The following is a 21,985-nucleotide window of genomic DNA, read 5'->3' on the forward strand; positions in this document are numbered from 1 at the left end:
GTACCGTCGAGTACGCCCAACCATGGGGAGGACGCAGTGACACAGGACCAGACCGAGGGTACGTCGACCGAGATGGCCGCCGAGGCGGTGACCGAACAGCCGCGCACCGAGTCGCACGATCCGGACTTTCCGGAGAAGTTGCTGGAGTTCATGCGTACCGGCTGGCGCGACGACACGTTGCCGCTCGGGCCGCGCCCCGAGGTGCCGAACTACGCCCGCCGCCGATCGGCGCTGTCCGCGGCGTTCCCCGGTGAGACCCTGGTCGTCCCCACCGGCGTCGAGAAGACCCGGGCCAACGACACCGACTACCCGTTCCGGCCGGGCAGCGACTTCGCGTACCTGACCGGCGACCACGACCCGGACAGTGTGCTGGTGCTGCGCCCCAGCGGCGACCGGCATGACGCGGTGCTCTTCACCCGGCAGCGGTCGTCGCGGGAGACCGACGAGTTCTTCCGCAGCCGCGACGGCGAGCTGTGGGTGGGCCGACGACGCACCCTGGCGGAGAAGTCGACCGAGCTGGGACTGGAGACGGCACCGCTGAGTGACCTGCCGCAGGCGTTGGCCGGCTGCGCGCCGGGACGGACCCGGGTACTGCGCGGCTTCGACACGCGGGTGGACGCGGCGGTGCTGCCGTTCGACAGTGGGGACGACGCCGGTGCCCGCGACCGCGAGCTGGCTATCGCGATCTCGGAACAAAAGCTGGTCAAGGACGAGTGGGAGATCGCCCAGCTGCAGGCGGCGATCGACGCCACGGTGCGGGGCTTCGAGGACGTCGCCCGGGTGCTGCCGGCCGACCGACCGGTCTCCGAGCGGCTACTGGAGGGGGTGTTCGCGCTACGGGCGCGGCACGACGGCAACGACGTCGGCTACGGATCGATCGTCGGCTCGGGCGCGCACGCGACGATCCTGCACTGGGTGCGCAACGACGGGGTCACCCGGCCAGGTGAGTTGCTGCTGATGGACATGGGCGTGGAAGGCGAGCACCTCTACACCGCCGACGTGACCCGCACGCTGCCGGTGTCGGGCCGGTTCACCGCGCTGCAGCGGCAGGTCTACGACATCGTGTACGCCTCCCAGCAGGCCGGCATGGACCTCATCAAGCCGGGGGTGAAGTTCAGCGACGTGCACCGGACGTGCATGCGGGTGCTGGCCGAGGGCCTGGCCGAGCTGGGCGTGCTGCCGGTGAGCGTGGACGAGGCCATGGACAAGGAGTCGACCGTCTACCGGCGGTGGACCCTGCACGGCTTCGGTCACATGCTCGGCATCGACGTGCACGACTGCTCCCGGGCCCGCAAGGAGCGTTACCGTGACGGTGAGCTCGACGAGGGGTACGTGTTGACCGTCGAGCCGGGCCTGTACTTCCAGCCGGAGGACGAGCTGGTGCCCGAGGAGTTGCGCGGCATCGGTATCCGGATCGAGGACGACGTGCTGGTCACGGCCGCCGGGGCGGTGAACCTGTCAGCCGGGCTGCCCCGCCGGGCCGACGAGGCGGAGTCCTGGTTGGCAGCCCAACGCGACGCCGGCCCCCGCCTACCCTGACCGGGCCGCCGCCCCGCCCCGGCCCGGCCCGGCCCGGCCCGGCCCGGCGATCTTGCAGTTATCGAGAGGATTCGTCGGATTTGTCCATCGATAAGTGCAAGATCGCGGAGAGAGGCGGGGCGGCGGCGCGGGGTCAGCGGGGCTGGACGAAGACGGCGACGGTACGCGGTGGCACGGTGAACGCGCCGGTCGAGGAGTCGAAGGCGGCCTGACGGCTGACCGGGTCGGCCGAGTCGACCAACACCGGATGCAACTCGACGCCGGCCCGACGCAACTCGGGCAGCCGTTGCCGGACCGGCTGCGGCGTCGCGTTGAAGATCACCGTCACCGACCGCCACCGCTCGTCCAGCCCGGCCGAACGCAGCCGCATGGTGATAACACCCGGCGTCTCGGCCGGCCCGGCCAACGGGAAGCTGACCCGCTGCTGCACCTCACGGGCGGTGGACAGGGCGAACACCGGGGACGAGGCACGGATTCGCAGCAGCTCCGCGTACCGGGCGGCCGTCAGGTCGACCGTCGCACAGTCCGGCACCAGCGCCGGGTCGGCCAGCAACGGACCGGCGTACGGCCACTTGTCGGCGTTGTCTGCCGCCGGCGGCAGACCGATGCCGAAGCCGTTGCCGTCGGCACAGTCCCAGCGAACCTGGTTGAACCAGTCACCCGAGTTGTACGAGTTGCGGTCCAGCGACTTGGAGCGCAACCGTTCACTGCCGGCGGTCACGAACCCGGTGCCCTGGGCAAAGATCACCGTGGACAGCGCGAGCACCTGGGCTCGGGACCGGTCGGCCGCGGTGGTGCCGGCCGGCAGCTTGTACGCCAACGCGTCGTACAGGATCTCGTTGTCGTGGGCGTCGACGTAGCTGACCGCCTCCCCTGGCGCTGCTGTGTAGCCGGCCGGCGAACCGTTGTAGTCGACCTCGGCGCCGGTCACCCGGTCGCCGGAGGTGGCGGTGAACTCGTAGTCGGCCAGGTTGCCGGTCAGCCCGACCTTGATGACGTCCTGCTGCTGGCGCAGCCGGGCCTGCTGCTCGGCGCTGCCGCCGTTGACCGGGTCGCCGTTGGGGTCGGTGAACAGGCCGCTGGCGAAGCCCTGCACCCGCGGATTTTCGTCGAACGGGCCGCCGCCGCGTACCGCGTCGCGCAGCCGGTCGGTGAACGTGCCGATCCCGGTGCCGGCCAGGTTGAGCTGGGTGGCCTGGGTGAACCGGGCGTCGCCGGACACCTCCCCGAAGTCCCAACCTTCGCCGTAGATCAGGATCGATCGCCCGTCGACCCCGTCGCGGGCCACGGTCAGCTTGTCCAGCGCCGCCCGTACCGCCAGGATGTTGGCCTTCGGATGGTGGCCCATCAGGTCGAACCGAAAACCGTCCACCTTGTACACCTTGGCCCAGGTGACGATCGAGTCGACGACCAGCTTGTCCATCATGGCGTGCTCCGGGGCGGTGTTGGCGCAGCAGGTGGAGGTGGCGACGGCGCCGTCGTCGAGCAGCCGGTGGTAGTACCCGGGCACGATCTGGTCCAGCACCGAGTGCCGGTCTACCCCGGCCGCCGAGGTGTGGTTGTAGACGACGTCGAGCACCACCCGCAGCCCGGCGTCGTTGATCCCGGCGACCATCCGCCGGAACTCCGCGGTACGCGCGGCACCGTCTGGGTCGGTGGCGTAGCCGCCTTCGGGCACGGTGTAGTGCAGCGGGTCGTAGCCCCAGTTGTAGCCGTCGCGGTCGGCGACGGCGGCGACGCACGCCTGCTGGCGAGGCGAGTCGGCCGGTAGCGCGACCAGGTCACAGTCCGGCACGACCTGATCGGCGCGGCGTTCGGGAATGGTGGCGAAGTCGAACGTCGGCAGCAGGTGCAGGTGGGTGACGCCGGCGTCGGCCAGCGACGTCAGATGACGCATCCCGGCGGTACGCGGGTCGGTGAAGGCCAGGTAGGTGCCGCGCCGGTCGACGGGGACGCTGGCGTCGGCGATGGAGAAGTCGCGTACCGAGACTTCCTGGATGTGGGTGCGGCCGGCCGGCACAGCGGCCGGTTTGCGCAGCCGCGCCCAGCCGGCCGGGGCGAGTGCCGCGTCGGTCAGGTCCACGATCTGGCTGTGCGTGGAGTCGGCGGCCAGCGCCACCGCGTACGGGTCGGTGACCGAGGCGGTGACCATCCGCTGGGCGGCCGGCTGCCAGGCGTCGACCTGGTAGCGGTAGTAGCGGCCGCGCCAGTCCGGTTCGCCGCGTACCGACCAGACGCCGGTGCGGTCGTCGCGGCGCATCGCGACGGTCCGATGCTGCGCGGTCGGGGTGTCGAACAACTGCAGTGCGACGGTACGGGCGGTGGGTGCCCACACCGACAAGGTCGGCCGGTCGCCGGTGAACGTGACGCCGAGCGGGGCCTTCGTGGCTGCGGCGTACCGGTCGTCGAGGACGCCGGGGATCTGCACCCCGGTGACGGCCAACAGGTTGCCCTCATGGTCGCGTTCGGCGACCGCGAGCTGGCCACGCAGCGCGGCGGCGACCTTGCCGCGGTCCCGCCTGTCGATGCCGAAGGTGCGGTAGGCCCACAGGTGCGGGAAGGCCGCCCGCTGGGTGTCGGTGAGCCCGTTGGGCTGCGCGGTCAGCGGGATCGACTGGTAGTCACCGGCGAGGTCGTCGCCGTCGACCGTCAACCCGCCGTCGGAAGCCCAGATCAGGTCGTGGCGTTTGCCGTCGGTCGGCCCGGCGTCCCAGGCGATGGTGGACCGGTCGATCCAGTGCGCCCGCTGCTTCGTCAGGTCCAGGTCGCGGCCGACGGTGGCGACCGGCGGCAGCAGGCGTCGCGGGTCGCCGGCGAGCAGCCACACCTCTCGACCTGCGGCGGCGAAGTCGAGCCGCTGGTCGGTGGGGAGGTCCTTTTCGTCGCCCCGGTGGATGATGTAGCTGAGCCCGGCGGCACCGTCGGCGAGCGGCACCCGGAAGGTGACGCCGAAGTCGTCGCTGGTGGCCGGCGGCAGCGGGTCGGCCCAGTCGGTCGGGGTGGCGGCACCGTCCCAGACGTGCAGCCCCCAGCCGGTGTAGTCGCCGTCGGCCCGGCGGTAGTGCAGCAACGCGATCGTGTCGTCGGTCGGTGGGTCGGCCTCCCCGGTGGCGGCGCGCCGGGTCGGGTAAAGCGCCGGGTCGCCCTGTTTGACCCAGACCTCACCGGTGGCGCTCACGTCGACGGTCCGGTCGACGTCGACGTCCTTGGTGCCGTCGGCGTCGACGACCACGAAGCCGACCGATGTCGCGCCGGGGGCGAGTTTCACCCAGGCGAACCGCCCGTAGCTGTCCTCGCCGGCGAACGGCTGCCCTTCCGGCCAGCCGGTCTGCCAGTCGGGGTCGATGTCGCCCCAGGTGTAGAGGCCCCAGTCGGCGTAGTCGCCGTCGGAGCGCTGGTGGTGCACGACGAGCCAGTCCCGGGCGTCGCCCTGCGGTGGGGTGCCGACCAGCGCGGTGGATTTCGCGGTGGCGGTCCGGCGTTTACTGTCGCGCACCACCGCCTTGTACTCGATTCGGGTGCCGGCTGCCAACCCGGTGAGGTCGTGGTGCACCTGGTACGGGGCGTGGCCGGCCCGGCCGAGCAGGGTCCACCGACCGGCGCCGATCCGGGCGGCGACGGTGACCTCGGCCAGCGGGTCGCCGGTCACGTCGGCGGTGATCTCGGCCCGGGTCGCGACGGCGGTGCCGTCGGGCGGGGCGCTGATCGAGATCGACGGCTTGCCGGCCGGCGTCGGGATCGGGCCACCGGCCCGGTGCACGATCGCAGACAGCGCCGGCACGGTGATCGTTATCCGTCCGTCCGCGTCGGACCGGACCGGCCGGTGCTGACCGTGGACGCCGGTGAAGGTGGTGCCGGGTGACCAGGTGTCGATGGTGACCTGCGTGGCGGTGGTGGCGTTGTTGACGGCGACGACGTACTCGACGCGGTCGCCCGGGTCGACGCGGGAGAAGGCGAACACCCCGGGTCCGTCGACGGCGTGCCGGGTGACCTGGATGCCGTCGCGCAGCGCCGGGTGGGCGGCGCGCAGCTTGCCGAGCGCGGCGATGCCCCGGTAGAGCGGGTGGTCGCGGTCGAACTGGTCGTCGGCGTGGGTGCGGTCGGTGCCGAGCAGGTCGTCGTCGAGGTAGTCGGCGACCTGGGAGGCGAACATGGTCTGTCGGGCGTCCTTGTCCCCGCCGGCACCGGTGAAGCCCTGCTCGTCGCCGGAGTAGATCACCGGCTGACCCCGGGTGAGGAACATCAGCTCGTGGGCGAGCAGGTCGCGACGCAGGTGGCTGGCGGGGTCGGTGCCGCCGTCGGCGATGAAGGTGCCGATCCGGCCCATGTCGTGGTTGCCGAGGAAGGTGGGCAGTCGGCCGGCGTCGGTGTCCCGGGCGGCGTAGAGCGGGTCATCGGCGTACAGGTCGGCCAGGTCGGTCGCGGAGCCGCCGGCCGCGACGTACGAACGGGCGGCCTCCTGGAAGCCGAAGTCGAGGGTGGCCGGCAGTCCGCCCTGACGTACGTAGGTCGAGGCGACCTCGGGGTCGGCCGAGTAGACCTCGCCGAACATGGCGAAGTCGGGCTTTCCGGCGCGGGCGGCGGCATCGTCGATGCCCTGGGTGAACTGCGGCCAGAAGTCGAGGTTGACGTGTTTGACGGTGTCGAGGCGGTAGCCGTCGACGCCGGTGTCCCGAATCCAGTCGCCGAAGATCTTCGTCATTCCCCGGACCACTTCGGGCCGCTCGGTCCACAGGTCGTCCAGGCCGAAGAAGTCGCCGTACTCGCTGTTCTCGCCGATGAAGGTGCTGTCGCCCCGGTTGTGGTACATCGTCGGGTCGTTGAGCCACGCCGGTACTTTGACCTGCGCGTCGGCCGGGTCGGTGACGACCGGGGTGTACGGGAACGAGTCGAGGTCGACGGCGGGGAAGCTCCTGGTGCCGTCGGCGTGGTTGCGGTCGTCGAAGGGTCGACCGTCGGCATCCCGGTACGGGGCGGTCGCTTTGTCGACGTACTCGTAGTCGTCCTCGGCGTAGGAGAGGACGTCAGCGGTGTGGTTGACGATGACATCAAGATAGATCTTGATGTCGCGCCGGTGGGCGAGTTTCACCAGCCGTTTGAGGTCGGCGGTGGTGCCGAAGTGCGGATCGACCCGGGTGAAGTCGGTGATCCAGTAGCCGTGGTAGCCGGCAGAGACGTCATCTCCGTCGCCTTGCACCGGCTGGTTGGCGAAGACCGGGGCGAGCCAGATGGCGGTGGTGCCGAGGCCGTGGATGTAGTCCAGGTTGTCGATCACGCCTTGGAGGTCGCCACCCTGGTAGAAGCCCTTGTCGGTGGGGTCGTGGCCGGTGGTGAGCCGGTCGCCGCGCAGCCCGCCCCGATCGTTGCGGGAGTTGCCGTTGGCGAATCGGTCGGGCAGCAGGAAGTAGAACTGTTCGCTGCCGGCCCGGTTGGCACCGGCCGCCGCGAGCGTCGTCGCCGAGGGTTCGTCTGTCCACTGAAGTTCATCAGTGTCGGGCGGGGCCACCGGCGCGGCGGTGGCCGCCGGCACGCCGACCAGGGTGGCGGCGAGCGCGGCGATCAGGGTGGGCACGGCCAGGCGTGGGGTACGGGGACGGGAGGGTGCGGCTTGCATCGACGACCTTCCTGTGGACGATGTCCGCACGCTAGCCCTTGCTGCAAGATTCTGCAATAACTTGCAGCGCTAGGCCGCAAAGCGTCAGCCCTTGCAGGAGGAGGTAGATCCCGGTCGACGTGACCAGCTGACGGCGAAGCGGTCAGCGAACCCGACAGGCCACGCCGTTGACGGCGCACCGATCCGGATCGGTGCCGCCACCACGGCGCTCGAAGTGGAACCGCAGTGGCACGGAGGAGTGGCCGGCCACCGGAACCCCACTGGTGAAGACGTAGTCCTGCCCGGAACGGGACATCGTCGCCTGCGGGGCACCCTCGACCCAGGCCGCGTACAGCCGACCGACATTGCCCGGGAAGCGCAGCGTGACAGTCCAATCACGCCCCTGTCCCGAACTGTTCACCACCAGCACCTCGGCGATGAATCCGTCCCCGAACTTGTCGAGTACGCGGTACCGCCCGGACAGGTGGGGATCGGCCGGCGGACGCGGCACCCCGGCGCTCGACGCGGCGGTCGACGGCGCCGACCCGGTGGATGGCGGCGGCATCTCCGCAATGGACGGTGCCGGAGTCGGGCTCGGTGTCGGCGACGGCGACGGCGGAGCGGGGGCGAGAATCGCCTCGCCCGAGGGCGGCGGCGCGGCGGCAACCAATTGCCCGCCGGTGTTCACCGATGGCGGAGAGGCCGGGACGCGCGGCTCCGGCTCCGGCGCGAGGGTGCTCGGCGGCGGCGACAGCTCGCCGACCACGCTGGTCTGGACGGGCACACAGCCGGCGGCCACCAAGAAGATGACCACCATCACACCAAGTCCACTCAAGACGACCACCCAGGGTGCCATGGCGACTACGTGCGATGGGGTCCACGCGGCCCGAGCGGCGTGCCTGCCGTCCACATTGGCCCCCTTAGCGCGACAGCATCCCGCGGAAGAGTAGCGATTCCAACCCGGAGCGCAAAAGGGCAAGGTACTGATTTGTTAGCCCAGTGGGGCAACGGTGCAGATACATACCGCATCGCAACCGAGTCGCCACAGATAGTGGAATTGCCGACGGGAGGCCGAACCGCCGCGCCCACGGCGACGGGCCACGGCGCGGTCCCAGACCGTGGCACCAGGGTTGCAGCGATAGCAAGACGGACGTACGGTTTGGTTGCGGGCCGCAGCGCGGGTAAGTGTTACCTCACCCGAACCTGACGGCAATCCGTACGAAAGACTGCCAGGACGATCAGGGACACAGCGGTAAGGAGTCCGACGTGGCGAGCCTTGACACCTTCGGTGCGAAGAGCCAGTTGCGCGTCGCCGACGCGAGCTATGAGATTTTCAAGATCAACACCGTGGCGGGTCATGAACGCCTGCCCTACAGCCTGAAGATCCTGCTGGAGAATCTGCTCCGCACCGAGGACGGGGCCAACGTCACCGCCGAACAGATCCGCGCGATCGGCGGTTGGGACCCGAACGCCGAGCCCAGCGTCGAGATCCAGTTCACCCCGGCACGGGTGCTGATGCAGGACTTCACCGGCGTACCGTGCGTGGTCGACCTGGCCACGATGCGAGAGGCCGTCCGTGACCTCGGCGGCGACCCCAGCAAGGTCAACCCGCTCGCCCCCGCCGAACTGGTCATCGACCACTCGGTCATCGCCGACCTGTTCGGCCGCGAGGACGCCTTCGCCCGCAACGTCGAACTGGAGTACGGGCGCAACAAGGAGCGCTACCAGTTCCTGCGCTGGGGACAGTCCGCCTTCAACGAGTTCAAGGTGGTGCCGCCCGGCACCGGCATCGTGCACCAGGTCAACATCGAGTACCTGGCGCGGACGATCATGGAACGCAACGGGCAGGCGTACCCGGACACCGTCGTCGGCACCGACTCGCACACCACCATGGTCAACGGCCTCGGCGTACTCGGCTGGGGCGTCGGCGGCATCGAGGCCGAGGCCGCCATGCTCGGCCAGCCGGTCAGTATGTTGATCCCCCGGGTCGTCGGGTTCAAGCTCTCCGGCGAGGCACCGGCCGGCACCACCGCCACCGATCTGGTGCTGACCATCACCGAGATCCTGCGCCGGCACGGCGTGGTCGGCAAGTTCGTCGAGTTCTACGGCCCCGGCGTCGGCGCGGTGCCGCTGGCCAACCGGGCCACCATCGGCAACATGTCGCCGGAGTACGGCTCCACCGCCGCGATCTTCCCGATCGACGCCGAGACCATCAGCTACCTGCGGCTCACCGGCCGCGACGAGGCACAGGTCGCCCTCGTCGAGGCGTACGCCAAGGAGCAGGGCCTCTGGCACGACCCGGCCGCCGAGCCGTACTACTCCGAACGACTGGAACTCGATCTGTCCACGATCGAGCCCTCACTGGCCGGTCCGAAGCGCCCGCAGGACCGGGTGCCGCTGGGCAGCGCCAAGACGATGTTCCGCTCCGCGCTGACCGACTACGTCTCCGCCGACCCGGCACCCAGCGTCGCCGGACCGGCGGACGAGGCCAGCGCCGAGTCCTTCCCGGCCAGCGACCCGCCGGCCGCCGACGGCGCCGACGACGCCGCCGACAAGCCACGCGAGCTGATCGGCGCCGCGCTCGGCGCCGGCGGCCGGGCCAGCAAGCTGGTCGGCGTCACCGGCGCCGACGGCACCGAGTTCGAACTCGACCACGGCGCGGTGGTGATCGCGGCGATCACCTCCTGCACCAACACCTCGAATCCACAGGTGATGCTCGGAGCAGCGCTGCTGGCCCGCAACGCCGTCGACCGCGGCCTGAACCGCAAACCCTGGGTCAAGACCACCCTGGCACCGGGCTCGAAGGTCGTCATGGACTACTACGAGCGGGCCGGGCTCACCCCGTACCTGGAGAAGCTCGGCTTCCACCTCGTCGGCTACGGCTGCACCACCTGCATCGGCAACTCCGGCCCGCTGCCCGAGGAGATCTCCGCCGCGGTCAACGAACACGACCTGACAGTGGTGTCGGTGCTGTCGGGCAACCGCAACTTCGAAGGCCGGATCAACCCCGACGTCAAGATGAACTACCTGGCGTCGCCGCCGCTGGTGGTCGCCTACGCGTTGGCCGGCACGATGGACATCGACCTGGCCAACGAGCCGCTGGGCACCGGGTCCGATGGCGAGCCGGTGTACCTGCGCGACATCTGGCCCAGCAACGCCGAGATCGAGCAGGTCCGGGCCGGCGCGATCGGGGCCGCCGGCTTCGGCGCCGCGTACGCCGACGTCTTCGCCGGCGACGATCGTTGGCAGTCGCTACCCACCCCGACCGGGGACACGTTCACCTGGGCCGACGAGTCGACCTACGTGCGCAAGCCCCCGTACTTCGATGGCATGGCACCGGCTCCCCAGCCGGTGACCGACATCGCCGGGGCGCGGGTGCTGGCCAAGCTGGGTGACTCGGTGACCACCGACCACATCTCGCCGGCCGGATCGATCAAGCCGGACTCCCCCGCCGGGCGCTACCTCACCGACCACGGCGTGCCCCGGCACGAGTTCAACTCGTACGGGTCCCGGCGCGGCAACCACGAGGTGATGATCCGCGGCACCTTCGCCAACATCCGGCTGCGCAACCAGTTGGTACCCGGCGTCGAGGGCGGGTTCACCGTGAACCACCTCACCGGCGAGCAGACCACCATCTACGACGCCGCGGAGGCGTACGCGCAGGCAGGCCTGCCGCTGGTGGTGCTGGCCGGCAAGGAGTACGGCTCCGGCTCGTCGCGCGACTGGGCCGCCAAGGGCACCATGCTGCTCGGCGTACGGGCGGTGATCGCCGAGTCGTACGAGCGGATCCACCGCTCCAACCTGATCGGGATGGGTGTGCTGCCGCTGCAGTACCCGGCCGGGCAGGACTCCGCGTCGCTGGGGCTCACTGGTACCGAGACGATCGACATCATCGGGGTGAGCGCCCTCAACGACAGTGTCACGCCGCGGACGGTGACCGTACGCACCGACACCGGCGTGGCGTTCGACGCGGTGGTCCGCATCGACACGCCCGGTGAGGCCGACTACTACCGGCACGGCGGGATCCTGCAGTTCGTGCTGCGCAAGATGCTCGCGAGCTGACCTGAGGTGAGTCACGGCGGTGGGTGGTGACCCGTCCGGTCACCACCCACCGCCGCGTTGTGTCAAGCTCGTGGGATGGACGACAGGACGCTGCTGGCCCGGATCCGGGAGCTGGTCGACGAGGAACACGAGCTGCGCACCAGGTTCACCACGGGTCAACTCTCCGCCGACGAGGAGCACGCCCGGCTGGGCGCCGTCGAGGAGGCCCTCGACCAGTGCTGGGACCTGCTGCGTCGGCGCCGGGCCGCCCGGGAAACCGGCGGCGACGCCGACTCGGTGGCACCGCGCACCACCGGTGAGGTGGAAAGCTACCTGCAGTGACCGGTCGGCCGGGTCAGCCGGCGAGTACGGCGGCGACAGCCGGGATCACGCCCGACGCCTGCCGGGTCGGCGTGAATCGCTGATCGAGCCACTGTCGGCCACGGTGCAGCCAGACGCTCGGCAACCCGGTCGCGGCCGCGCCACCGATGTCGGCCTCCGGGCTGTCGCCGATCATCCAGGCACCCCGCAGCCGCATCCGGACGGACTCCGCAGCCAGGGCGAAGATCCGTGGGTTCGGTTTGCTGACCCCGGCGGCCTCGGAGATCACCCAGTCCGCGATGTACCGGTCCAGGCCGGTACGCCGGATCTTCGCCTCCTGCTGACGGACCGCGCCGTTGCTGACCACCACCGGCACCCAACCGACGTCCCGGGCGATCTGCAGCGAACAGGCGACGAGCGGGTCGAGCCGGGTGTGCTCCACCACCCCGTCGTGCAGTGCCTCCACCAGGTCGATCGACGACATCCGCAGCTGGTAGCGGTCCCGGATCGCGTCGGCCAGATCCCACCGGTCGGTCAGCCCGTCGGCATCGATGGAAACAAGCCAGTCGATATCGTCGTACGGGGCGCCGATCGAGTCGAGGAACGCCTGACCCCACACACGAAACGCCCCCGCTCGGTCGAGGAGGGTGTTGTCCAGATCCAGGAGCAGGAGTGGCACGGCCGCACCATACGCGACGGCGCACGCCGGGGAACAGTCCCGCGGTGTTAAACGATGGACTTAACAAGCCGTACGTACGGATTGCACGGGATCGGGGCACCTGACACGATCACATCATGCCCCGGGTCAGTCAGGTCCAGCTCGACGCCCGCCGCCAAGAGATCCTCGCCGCGGCGCGGGTCTGCTTCGCCCGGCACGGATACGAGGGTGCCACGGTACGACGGTTGGAGGAGGCCACCGGGCTGTCCCGTGGCGCGATCTTCCACCACTTCCGGGACAAGGACTCTTTGTTCCTGGCTGTGGCCGAGGACGATGCCGCCGCCATGGTCGAGACCGTCGCCCGCAACGGCCTGGTCCAGGTCATGCGCGATCTGCTCACCCGGGCCGCCGCGCCGGACACCGCCGGCTGGCTCGGCAGTCAACTCGAAGTCTCCCGTCGGCTGCGCACCGACCCGGACTTCGCCCGCCGTTGGGCAGCCCGCTCCGCCGCGATCGCCGAGGCCACCCGGGGCCGGCTGCGCCGGCAACGCGACGCCGGGGTGCTCCGCGACGACGTGCCGATCGACGTCCTCGCCCGATTCCTGGAGTTGGCCTACGACGGACTGGTGCTACACCTGGCGATGGGCCGGCCCGCCGGGGACCTCGGCGCCGTCCTCGACCTGGTCGAAGAGGCGGTACGCCGCCCGCCGACCTGACACGACATCCGGATGGGCGGACCGACTGCGATGCCGTGATGGATTCACTGGCGTGGCTACCCCACAATGGGTACCGCGCGTACACCCCGCGCGGTAGCACCGCCATCTGGGAGGCGCGTTGACGTCCGGCGACACCTGGGGCATCCCCGGCCCCACCTTTCTCGCCAGCTACGGGATCGCGGCGCTGGCGCTGCTGATCTTCGCGATCGGCTACCGGCAAGCGATGTTCGCCGGTAGCCGTGGCACCCGATCGGGCGAACTCACCGGCACCCAGGTCGCCTATCTCACCGGCGGCGCACCGCTGGCGATCAACGCGGCGCTCGGCGGGCTACGCGGCGCTGGCGTGATCGACGTCGGCGGCGGCCGGGCGCTACGCGCGTCGGGCCCGCTGCCGGCCGGCGGCGACGAGCTCACCGCCGCCGTCCACCACGCCGCCTACCAGCAGCACCGGGTGCGTGACCTGATCGCTGATCCCCGGGTCAGGCAGAGCCTCGACCGGGTGCAGGACCAGCTGGAGCAGGCCGGGCTCGCGATGTCCAGGCAGCGAAGAGTCGCCGCGCGCTGGCTGGGTGCCCCGCTGTTGGGGCTCGCGGGGATCGGCGTACTGCGGTTGATCGCCGGCCTGGCCGGCAACCGGCCAGTGGGCTACCTGGTGCTGCTGCTGACGTTGACATTCTTCGCCGGGCTATGGCTCACCGTTGCCGTGCCCCCGACGACCCGCACCGGACGGCGGGCGGTGAGCGAGCTAAGGCGCAACCATCGACACCTGTCGCCCAGCAACCGGCCCGCATACGCCACGTACGGCATGACCGGCGCGGCGATGGGTGTGGCGCTGTTCGGCACCGCTGCACTGTGGACCATGGATCCGGGCTTCGCAGAAGCCGCCTCGATCGAGCGCACCGCCACGACCGGCGGCGGTGACGGCGGTGGCGGGTGCGGCGGGTGCGGCGGGTGCGGCGGTTGACCGACGGGTACGGGGTCGGCCTCGGCTGGCGACCGGAGATCGCCGGGCTCGTCGCCGACCTACCCGGGCTGCGATTCACCGAGGTGATCGCCGAGTCGGTCGATCCGGACCGCCCGCTCGACCCACAACTGCGTGCGCTGCGCGAGCGTGCGGTGACCGTCGTCCCGCACGGCGTGCGGCTCTCCCTCGGCGGTGCAGAGCCGGTCGACGCCGCCCGGGTGACCCGGCTGGCCGCGACCGCGCGGCTGCTCGACGCGCCGCTGGTGAGCGAGCACATCGCGTTCGTCCGAGCCGGCGGGGTCGAGGCCGGGCACCTGTTGCCGGTGCCGCGCAGCCGGGCCGCGGTCGACGCGGTGGTGGCCAACGTGGTCCGCGCGCAGGCGGAGCTGCCGGCGCCAATCGCGCTGGAGCCGATCGCGGCGTTGTTCGACTGGCCGGACGACGAGTTCGACGAAGCCGACTTCGTCACCGAGATCCTCGAACGCTGCGACGCGCTGCTGCTGCTCGACGTCGCCAACGTGTATGCCAACGCCCGTAATCGGGGCGACGATCCGGTCGCGGTGCTGGACCGGATGCCCCTGGAGCGGGTCGCGTACGTACACGTCGCGGGCGGGGCCGAGCACGACGGGCTTTATCACGACACCCACACCGACGCCGTCGCGCCGCCGGTGCTGGAACTGCTCACACAGCTGTGCTCGCGGCGACGACCACCGGCGGTGCTACTGGAACGCGACGGCCGGTACCCACCGGCTGCGGTGCTCCACGCGGAGCTGGACGCGATCGCGCTGGCGACCGGCATGGCACCGATCACGTGACGGCGCCTGATCCCGGCGCGGCCGGCCGACCGGCTCGGCCCGACGGCGACCCGCCGCCCGAACTCGCCAGGTTGGCGGCCGCCCAGCACGCGCTGGTCGCGGCGCTGGTGACCGACGCCCCGGATCCCGTCGGATTCGATCGTCGGCGGTTGGCGGCGGCCCGCACCGCGCTGCTGCGCAAACGCGCGGGCGAGACGGCGAGACACTGGCCGATGCTGGCCCATTCGTTGGCGGACCGCTGGCCGGTGGCCTTCGTCGCCTGGGCGGCCGGCCGGCCGTCGACGGGTGGCCTGCGCGACGGCTGGGACTTCGCCCGCGAGTGGAGCGAACCGTCCGAGCTGCCGGCCCTCGCCGCGCGGGAGTTGGCCGAACGGGAGGCGTGCTGGCGCTACGACGGACGGTCCGGTCCACGCCGACGATGGTGGCCGGCGCTGCGACGTACCCCGGCGGGTCTGATCGTCCAGGTCGCCGGCCGGGTACGGCTGATCGGCACCCGGCAGACCTGATAGACGACCGGTGTAGCAGGATCGCCAGCATGGATCTCGGCCTCACCGACCAGGTGTACGTGTTGACCGGCGCGTCGCGGGGGCTCGGCTTCGCCACCGCGGCCTGTCTGGTGGCCGACGGTGCCCGGGTGGTGCTCGCCGCCCGCGACGCCGCCGGGCTCGCGGCAGCCGTCGAGCGGCTCGGCGGCTCGGACCACGCAGTCGCGGTGCCCGCCGATCTCGCCGCGCCGGACACCGCCGAACGGCTGGTCGCCGCGGCGACCGACCGGTTCGGCCGCTTCGACGGCGCGCTGGTGTCGGTGGGCGGACCGCGACCGGCCGCCGCGACAGCGGTCGACGACCAGCAGTGGCGCGACGCGTTCGAAACGGTCTTTCTCGGCACCGTACGCGCGGTGCGCACCTTCGCCGACGCGGCCCCGGCTGGCGGCGCGGTCGCGGTGGTGCTGTCCACCTCGGCCCGGATGCCGCTGCCCGGGCTGGGCGTCTCCAACGGATTCCGGCCGGGCCTGGCGGCCGTCGTCAAGGAGTTCGCCGACGGCTACGCCCGGCGGGGCGTCCGGCTGGTCAGTCTGCTGCCGGGTCGGATCATGACCGACCGTAACGTCGAGCTGTTCACCGCGGCGGCCGACCCGCAGCGGGCGCGTGCCGACGCGGAGGCGGCGATTCCGCTCGGCCGGCTCGGTGAGCCGACCGAGTTCGGCCGCGTCGCGGCGTTCGTGCTCTCCCCGGCCGCGAGCTACCTGACCGGGCTGGCCATCCCGGTCGACGGCGGCGCGCTGCCGTATCCGTGACGATCGCGGCGGGCGGGGCGGCGCGGCTGCTGCCTGACGTCGTCGGCCCAAACCTCGAGGTGCTGTTCTGCGGGATCAACCCCAGCCTGTACTCCGCAGCGGTCGGTCACCATTTCGCTCGACCGGGCAACCGTTTCTGGCCGGCGTTGCACCGGTCCGGCTTCACCAGTCGGCAACTCCACCCGACCGAGGATCGGCTGCTGCTCGGTCTCGGGCTCGGGCTGACCAATCTGGTGGCCCGGGCCACCGCCCGAGCGGCCGAGTTGAGCACGGCCGAGTTGACCACCGGCGCGCGACGGCTCACCGAGCTCGTCGAGGCCCAGCGGCCGGGTTGGGTGGCGGTGGTCGGGGTGACCGCGTACCGGACCGGGTTCGGCCGCCCTCGGGCGGCGATCGGCCGGCAGGACGAGAAGATCGCCGGTACACGGGTGTGGGTGCTGCCGAACCCGAGCGGTCTGAACGCGCACTATCGGCTCGATGCTCTGGCCGCCGAGTTCGGTGCCTTGCGACTCGCCAGTCACTCCTGAGAGCGGGTCATCCGCTCCCGGACCAGTTGGCCGAAGAGCCCGCCCGGCTGGCCGCAGTCGAGGCACTGCAGACCTTCGCCGAGGCGCCGGCAGCCGCACTGGTCGCAGCGTCCCCGGTCGCGCGGATCGTGGTAGGACCGCAGCGCGACGCAGAACGCCTCGGCCGCCGTTGGGGTCAACTCGACGAGATCAGCGCCGCCGACGCGGATCTCAATCGACTCCGCTGACCGGCCGGTTACCGGCTGGCCGGTTGCCGGCGGCGGGGCGGTCGGCGGAGCCGGGTCGAACAGTGCGATCCGATCGGCGAAGTCACGCAGTGCCGCCGCGAGAGCCTCCTGATTCATCCGGACAGCGTAGTCAGACACCCGGCTCGGGATCGATCGGGAACTGCCGGGTGCCGCCGACCGCGACCGGATCCGGGCCACTGTCGTCCGGGAACCGCGCCGGCGAATCGGCGACCGCGAACTGGGTGCGGTACAGCTCGGCGTAGAGGCCGCTGGCGCCGATCAGATCCGCGTGCCGGCCACGTTCCACGATCCGGCCGCCGTCGAGCACCAGGATCTGGTCCGCGTCGCGGACCGTCGACAGCCGGTGTGCGATCACCAACGCTGTACGCCCGGTCAACGCGACCGACAACGCGCGCTGCACCGCAGCTTCGGACTCCGAGTCCAGGTGGGCGGTGGCTTCGTCCAGGATGACGATCGACGGGGCCTTGAGCAGCAGTCGGGCGATCGCGATGCGCTGCTTCTCCCCGCCGGAGAAGCGGTACCCCCGCTCCCCTACCACGGTGTCCAGCCCGGCCGGCAACGCCCGGACCAGCTCGGCGACCTGCGCGCCACGCAGCGCCGCCCACAGTTCGTCGTCGGTCGCGCCGGGCTTGGCGTAGCGCAGGTTCTCCGCGATCGTCTCGTGGAACAGGTGCGAATCCTGGGTGACCACCCCGATGGTGTCGCGCAGCGAATCGAGCGTCGCGTCGCGCACGTCCACACCGCCGATGAGGATCTCGCCGTCGGTGACGTCGTACACCCGGGAGACCAGCATGGCGGTCGTGCTCTTGCCCGCCCCGGACGGGCCCACCAGGGCGACCAGCTGTCCCGGCTCGGCGGTGAACGACACCCCGCGCAGCACCGGCTCGGAGACCGTCCGGTCCAGGGTAGCGACGTCCTCCAGGGAGGCCAGCGAGATCTCGGCCGCGCTGGGATAGCGGAAGCGGACATCCCGGAACTCCAACCGGCCGGTGCCGGGCGGTACGGGCACGGCGTCCGGCCGTTGCGCGATCGACGGCTTGAGGTCGAGCACCTCGAACACCCGGTCGAAGGAGACCAACGCGCTCATCACGTCGACCCGCACGTTGGACAGTGCGGTCAGCGGACCGTACAGGCGGGTCAGCAGCAGCGCGAGGGTGACCACGGTGCCGGCGCTGACCGCGCCGGTGACCGCCAGCCAGCCGCCGAGGCCGTAGGTCAGCGCCTGGGCCAGTGAGGCGACGAGCAGCATCGCGACGAAGAAGGTCCGCGAATACATCGCCGACTGGATCCCGATCTCCCGGACCCGGTCCGCCCGCTCGGTGAACCGACGGGACTCCTCCTCCGGCTGGCCGAACAGCTTGACCAGCAGGGCACCTGAGACACCGAACCGCTCGGTCATCGTGGCGTTCATCTTGGCGTCGAGGTCGTAGGACTCGCGGGTGATCTCCGCGAGTCGACGACCGACCCGGCGGGCCGGCACGATGAAGATCGGCAGCAGCGCCAGGGACAGCGCGGTGATCTGCCAGGACAGGGTGAACATCACCGCGGCGGTGAGCACCAGCTGAATGACGTTGCTCACCACGCCCGACAAGGTGGAGGTGAACGCCCGCTGGGCACCGAGCACGTCGTTGTTCAGCCGGCTCACCAGCGCCCCGGTCTGGGTGCGGGTGAAGAACTGCAGCGGCATGCGCTGCACGTGGTCGTAGACCCGGGTCCGCAGGTCGAGAATGATGCCCTCGCCGATGCGGGCGGCGTACCAGCGTTGAGCGAGGGACAGCAGGGCGTCGACGACGGCCAGACCAGCGATGAACAACGCCAGTCGCACCACGGTCGCGCCGGCGTCGGTGCCACCGCCGGTGATCGCGTTGATCACGTCGCCGGCGAGGACCGGAGTGGCGACGCCGATCCCGGCCGCGAGGACGACGGTGATCAGGAAGACGACGATGTCGCGACGGTAGGGTCCGGCGAAGGCCACGATCCGCCGCGTCGTGCCGCGGTTGACCCGGTGGGCTCGCACCTGATCGTCGTCGCGCATCGAGCGGAGCATGCTCCAGCTGGCGCCCATGCCGCCCATCCCGCCACCGCCAGCCATCGAACCCGGCACCCGCCACCTCCTGTCTCGTGTCGCGCTGTCTCCTGTCGCGGGGAACAGTCTCCCGGACGCCTACGACAACAATTCAGGTAACTGGCATCTTCCTGTGGCACCCACCAACCGGGATCGCGACCGGGCGGGCCGAGCCTGCGGCCTCACTCGTCGAGGCCCGCCAGGTCACGGATTCGGCGGGTCTGGGCCTCCCGTTCGGCACGTAGTTGCGCGGCCGGGCTGCGGTCGATGGCCCCGGTGAGCAGGGCTTTGATCTCGATCACCGCGTCGCGCGGTCCGGCCAGCACCGCGGCGGCCAGGTCGGTGACGGCGGGACCCAGCTCGGCTGCGGGCACCACCAGGTTGGCCAGCCCGATCCGTTCGGATTCGGCTGCGTCGATCCAGCGGCCGGTGACGCAGATCTCCAGGGCGCGGCTGTATCCGACCAGTTCCACCAGGCGCCGGGTGCCGCCGAGGTCGGGCACCAGTCCCAAGGTGACCTCGGCCATCCGCAGCCGGGCGTCGTCGGCCAGGACGCGTACGTCGCAGGCGAGCGCGAGTTGGAAGCCCGCGCCCACCGCTGGACCGTGCACCGCCGCGACACTGATCAGATCCGGACGCGCCAGCCAGGTGAAGGCCTCCTGGAACTGGGCGATCAGGGCAGCGCACTCGTCGGACGAGAGGTCGGCCAGCGGGGACGCCGTCGAATCGAGCAGCGAGCTGGCGAACCCACGGTCAAGGCCTGCGGAGAACGCACGACCGGCGCCGCGCACCACGACGACGCGTACGTCGCCGCGCAACGTCCGGCCGATGTCGCGCAGCGCCTGCCACATCTGTGGCGTCTGTGAGTTGAGCACGTCGGGCCGGTCCAACGTCACCGTCGCGACCGGCCCGTCGTAGTCGAGTCGTACGCCGCCAGCCGCGGTCAACGGGGGCCCTGACCGCACTGACGAAGCACGATACGAGAAGGCAGGATGGTCATCCCTTCTTGCGGCGCCGAGCGCCACCACGCTGACGCAATTGCACGCCCGACTCGGTGAGCACCCGGTGGACGAAGCCGTAGGAACGGCCGGTGGAGGCCGCCAGGGCGCGGATGCTCTCCCCGGAGGAGTAGCGCTTGACGAGGTCTTTGGCCAGGGTCTGACGCTCGGCTCCGACGATCCGGCGACCCTTCTCGGTGGTGGCGGCTGTGCCGGTGGCTGCCATGTTGATTCCTCACGTCCCAGACTGGGTGGTTCGATGCGGTCCCACCTATTAGACCGCCTCCAACGATCATGCGCCAGATATCAACTGTTCGCCAACCGACACGCACACCCGTGTCAGTTACCCGATACGGCCCCGCCGGTGAAATCCCACCGAAGTCTCCAGCACGTTCGCCCATGTTCCACCAGGTCACCGACGTTCATGCAATTCACGTTAACTGATAATGACGTTCACCGATGTGAACCCAGGGTACGTTCATGCAAGTTCCACGAGTTCGAGCAGGTCGTCGCTCCAGGCATCCTCGTCGCCATCGGGCAGGAGAATCGCCCGGTCCGGTTTGAGCGCCAGCACCGCACCCGAGTCGTGGGTGACCAACACGATCGCTCCGGGATACCGGGCGATGGCATCGAGAACCTGTTCACGGCTGACCGGATCCAGGTTGTTGGTCGGCTCGTCGAGCAGCAATACGTTCGCACCGGAACAGACCAGGGTCGCCAACGCGAGCCTGGTCTTCTCGCCACCCGACAGCACGCCGGCTGGCTTGTTGACGTCCTCCCCGCTGAACAGGAAGGCACCGAGAATTTTTCGCAGGTCGGTATCGGCCTGGTCGACGGCGGCGCTGCGCATGTGGTCCAGCACCGAGCGTTCGACGTCGAGTGTCTCGTGTTCCTGCGCGTAGTAGCCGATTCGCAGCCCATGCCCGGGGCGGACCTCACCTGAATCCGGTTCCAGCAGGCCGCCGAGGATGCGCAGCAGCGTCGTCTTGCCGGCTCCGTTCAGCCCGAGAATCGCCACTCGCGAGCCCCGATCCACCGCGACGTCCACGCCGGAGAAGATTTCCAACGACCCGTAGGACTTCGTCAGTCCGGCGGCGGTCAACGGGGTCTTGCCACACGGGGCCGGGCTCGGGAACCGCACCTTGGCCACCTTGTCGGCGACCCGCTGGTCCTCCAGACCAGAGAGCAGTTTCTCCGCCCGCCGGGCCATGTTCTGCGCGGCAACCGTCTTGGTCGCCTTGGCCCGCATCTTGTCCGCCTGGGCGAGCAGCGCGCCAGCCTTCTTCTCCGCGTTCGCCCGCTCCCGGCGGCGGCGGCGCTCGTCGGTCTCCCGCTGCTGCTGGTACGCCGCCCAGCCCACGTTGTAGATGTCGATCACCGATCGGGTGGCGTCGAGGAACCACACCTTGTTCACGACGGCGGCCAGCAGGTCCACGTCGTGGCTGATCACGACCAGCCCACCCTTGTGGCCCGCGAGGAAGCCCCGCAGCCAGGTGATCGAGTCCGCGTCGAGGTGGTTGGTCGGCTCGTCGAGCAGCAAGGTGCCGCCGCCGTTCTCGGCCGCGTCGCGGAACAGGATCCGGGCCAACTCGATCCGGCGCCGCTGGCCACCGGAGAGCGTGCCGATCGTCTGCGCCAGGACCCGGTCCGGCAGGCCGAGATTGGCACAGATGCGGGCCGCCTCGGCTTCCGCCGCGTACCCGCCGAGCGAGGCGAACTGATCCTCCAGCGTGCCGTAGCGGCGGACCAGTCGCTCGTCCGTTCCGCCCTCGGCGAGCTTGCCCTCGATCTCGCTCATCTGCGACATCAGCGCGTCCAGGCCCCGGGCCGACAGGACCCGGTCGCGGGCGGTCACGAACAGGTCGCCGGTGCGGGGATCCTGCGGCAGGTAGCCGACCGCGCTGCGTTGGTCGATCTGCCCGGCGTACGGCTGTCCTTCGCCGGCCAGCACCTTGAGGGTGGTGGTCTTGCCCGCGCCGTTGCGGCCGACCAGGCCGATCCGGTCGCCGGGCTGCACCCGCAGCGTGGTGTCGGAGAGCAGGATTCGCGAACCCGCGCGCAGTTCCAGGCCGGTGGCGGTGATCATTGGTAGCTCGCTCCTGATGTCGAAGGCTGACTCGCGGACATGGCTCGCGGACACGACGAAGCGCCAGCGGATGGTCCTCCGCTGGCGCGGGGCGTTTCAGCCTTCGCAGAGCAGCAC

At 70.6% G+C, this 21,985-nt stretch carries 17 protein-coding genes; 9 read left to right on the top strand and 8 right to left on the bottom strand.

Going from position 1 to position 21,985, the window contains the following annotated elements:
- Nucleotides 1–72: 72 nt before the first annotated feature.
- Nucleotides 73–1,539 (top strand): aminopeptidase P family protein, encoded by a 1,467-nt coding sequence (locus ACFHVL_RS20805; RefSeq protein WP_416630028.1) that lies wholly within the window; start codon nt 73–75, stop codon nt 1,537–1,539.
- Between the two features lie 133 nt (nt 1,540–1,672).
- On the opposite strand, the gene pulA is transcribed toward ACFHVL_RS20805, so the two are convergent.
- Both pulA and ACFHVL_RS20815 read right to left on the bottom strand, forming a co-directional pair.
- Nucleotides 1,673–7,153, bottom strand: a complete 5,481-nt coding sequence (gene pulA / locus ACFHVL_RS20810; protein WP_416629967.1) for a pullulanase-type alpha-1,6-glucosidase — start codon at nt 7,151–7,153, stop codon at nt 1,673–1,675.
- A 142-nt stretch (nt 7,154–7,295) separates the two neighbouring features.
- Nucleotides 7,296–7,949, bottom strand: a complete 654-nt coding sequence (locus ACFHVL_RS20815; protein ID WP_416629969.1) for a cellulose binding domain-containing protein — start codon at nt 7,947–7,949, stop codon at nt 7,296–7,298.
- Nucleotides 7,950–8,398: 449 nt separating this feature from the next.
- Here ACFHVL_RS20815 and ACFHVL_RS20820 point away from each other — a divergent pair, with 449 nt between their 5' ends.
- Together ACFHVL_RS20820 and ACFHVL_RS20825 are read left to right on the top strand one after the other, a co-directional pair.
- On the top strand, nt 8,399–11,194 hold the full coding sequence (locus ACFHVL_RS20820; RefSeq protein WP_416629971.1) for an aconitate hydratase: 2,796 nt from the start codon (nt 8,399–8,401) through the stop codon (nt 11,192–11,194).
- A 75-nt stretch (nt 11,195–11,269) separates the two neighbouring features.
- On the top strand, nt 11,270–11,515 hold the full coding sequence (locus ACFHVL_RS20825; protein ID WP_416629973.1) for a DUF2630 family protein: 246 nt from the start codon (nt 11,270–11,272) through the stop codon (nt 11,513–11,515).
- A 13-nt stretch (nt 11,516–11,528) separates the two neighbouring features.
- On the opposite strand, the gene ACFHVL_RS20830 is transcribed toward ACFHVL_RS20825, so the two are convergent.
- Entirely contained in the window at nt 11,529–12,173 is a 645-nt protein-coding gene (locus ACFHVL_RS20830; RefSeq protein WP_416629974.1) for an HAD family hydrolase, read from the bottom strand.
- A gap of 116 nt (nt 12,174–12,289) precedes the next feature.
- Between ACFHVL_RS20830 and ACFHVL_RS20835 the strand changes: the two genes are divergently transcribed.
- The 6 genes from ACFHVL_RS20835 (at nt 12,290) to mug (ending at nt 16,471) form a co-directional block, all read left to right on the top strand.
- Nucleotides 12,290–12,868, top strand: a complete 579-nt coding sequence (locus ACFHVL_RS20835; RefSeq protein ID WP_416629976.1) for a TetR/AcrR family transcriptional regulator — start codon at nt 12,290–12,292, stop codon at nt 12,866–12,868.
- A gap of 118 nt (nt 12,869–12,986) precedes the next feature.
- Nucleotides 12,987–13,832, top strand: coding sequence for a TIGR04222 domain-containing membrane protein (locus tag ACFHVL_RS20840; RefSeq protein ID WP_416629978.1), 846 nt, complete (start codon nt 12,987–12,989; stop codon nt 13,830–13,832).
- Nucleotides 13,829–14,647 carry a DUF692 domain-containing protein gene (locus tag ACFHVL_RS20845; RefSeq protein WP_416630029.1) on the top strand — a complete coding sequence of 273 codons (819 nt, stop codon included), beginning with the start codon at nt 13,829–13,831 and terminating at the stop codon, nt 14,645–14,647. The genes ACFHVL_RS20840 and ACFHVL_RS20845 overlap by 4 nt, the downstream gene beginning before the upstream one ends.
- Nucleotides 14,644–15,153 (top strand): hypothetical protein, encoded by a 510-nt coding sequence (locus ACFHVL_RS20850; protein ID WP_416629980.1) that lies wholly within the window; start codon nt 14,644–14,646, stop codon nt 15,151–15,153. The genes ACFHVL_RS20845 and ACFHVL_RS20850 overlap by 4 nt, the downstream gene beginning before the upstream one ends.
- A gap of 29 nt (nt 15,154–15,182) precedes the next feature.
- Nucleotides 15,183–15,944 carry an SDR family oxidoreductase gene (locus ACFHVL_RS20855; RefSeq protein WP_416629982.1) on the top strand — a complete coding sequence of 254 codons (762 nt, stop codon included), beginning with the start codon at nt 15,183–15,185 and terminating at the stop codon, nt 15,942–15,944.
- Entirely contained in the window at nt 15,941–16,471 is a 531-nt protein-coding gene (mug, locus tag ACFHVL_RS20860) for a G/U mismatch-specific DNA glycosylase (protein WP_416629983.1), read from the top strand. Before ACFHVL_RS20855 ends, mug begins: the two co-directional genes overlap by 4 nt.
- Here the strand turns inward: mug and ACFHVL_RS20865 are convergent.
- The 5 genes from ACFHVL_RS20865 to ACFHVL_RS20885 all read right to left on the bottom strand — a co-directional run bounded on the left by ACFHVL_RS20865 (nt 16,462) and on the right by ACFHVL_RS20885 (nt 21,868).
- Nucleotides 16,462–16,815 carry a hypothetical protein gene (locus ACFHVL_RS20865; RefSeq protein ID WP_416629985.1) on the bottom strand — a complete coding sequence of 118 codons (354 nt, stop codon included), beginning with the start codon at nt 16,813–16,815 and terminating at the stop codon, nt 16,462–16,464. The two genes, mug and ACFHVL_RS20865, sit on opposite strands and share 10 nt — an antisense overlap.
- 13 nt (nt 16,816–16,828) lie before the next feature.
- The gene (locus ACFHVL_RS20870) at nt 16,829–18,811 is read right to left on the bottom strand and encodes an ABC transporter ATP-binding protein (protein ID WP_416630030.1); all 1,983 of its coding nucleotides are present in this window, start codon (nt 18,809–18,811) and stop codon (nt 16,829–16,831) included.
- Between the two features lie 155 nt (nt 18,812–18,966).
- A complete protein-coding gene (locus ACFHVL_RS20875) occupies nt 18,967–19,731 on the bottom strand; it encodes an enoyl-CoA hydratase/isomerase family protein (protein ID WP_416630031.1) in 765 nt (254 codons plus the stop codon).
- A 49-nt stretch (nt 19,732–19,780) separates the two neighbouring features.
- A complete protein-coding gene (locus ACFHVL_RS20880; RefSeq protein WP_326553024.1) occupies nt 19,781–20,008 on the bottom strand; it encodes a helix-turn-helix domain-containing protein in 228 nt (75 codons plus the stop codon).
- Between the two features lie 252 nt (nt 20,009–20,260).
- Nucleotides 20,261–21,868, bottom strand: coding sequence for an ABC-F family ATP-binding cassette domain-containing protein (locus tag ACFHVL_RS20885; protein ID WP_416629987.1), 1,608 nt, complete (start codon nt 21,866–21,868; stop codon nt 20,261–20,263).
- Nucleotides 21,869–21,985: the final 117 nt, after the last annotated feature.

The sequence above is a fragment of the Micromonospora sp. LOL_023 genome (assembly GCF_048060115.1).
GTDB lineage: Bacteria > Actinomycetota > Actinomycetes > Mycobacteriales > Micromonosporaceae > Micromonospora_E.

Excerpts from the sequence above, each read along its gene's own strand:
- ACFHVL_RS20805 (WP_416630028.1), top strand. The coding sequence starts at position 73 with ATGGCCGCCGAGGCGGTGACCGAACAGCCGCGCACCGAGTCGCACGAT.
- pulA (WP_416629967.1), bottom strand. The coding sequence starts at position 7,153 with ATGCAAGCCGCACCCTCCCGTCCCCGTACCCCACGCCTGGCCGTGCCC.
- ACFHVL_RS20815 (WP_416629969.1), bottom strand. The coding sequence starts at position 7,949 with ATGGTGGTCATCTTCTTGGTGGCCGCCGGCTGTGTGCCCGTCCAGACC.
- ACFHVL_RS20825 (WP_416629973.1), top strand. The coding sequence starts at position 11,270 with ATGGACGACAGGACGCTGCTGGCCCGGATCCGGGAGCTGGTCGACGAG.
- ACFHVL_RS20835 (WP_416629976.1), top strand. The coding sequence starts at position 12,290 with ATGCCCCGGGTCAGTCAGGTCCAGCTCGACGCCCGCCGCCAAGAGATC.
- ACFHVL_RS20855 (WP_416629982.1), top strand. The coding sequence starts at position 15,183 with ATGGATCTCGGCCTCACCGACCAGGTGTACGTGTTGACCGGCGCGTCG.
- ACFHVL_RS20865 (WP_416629985.1), bottom strand. The coding sequence starts at position 16,815 with ATGAATCAGGAGGCTCTCGCGGCGGCACTGCGTGACTTCGCCGATCGG.
- ACFHVL_RS20870 (WP_416630030.1), bottom strand. The coding sequence starts at position 18,811 with ATGGCTGGCGGTGGCGGGATGGGCGGCATGGGCGCCAGCTGGAGCATG.
- ACFHVL_RS20880 (WP_326553024.1), bottom strand. The coding sequence starts at position 20,008 with ATGGCAGCCACCGGCACAGCCGCCACCACCGAGAAGGGTCGCCGGATC.
- ACFHVL_RS20885 (WP_416629987.1), bottom strand. The coding sequence starts at position 21,868 with ATGATCACCGCCACCGGCCTGGAACTGCGCGCGGGTTCGCGAATCCTG.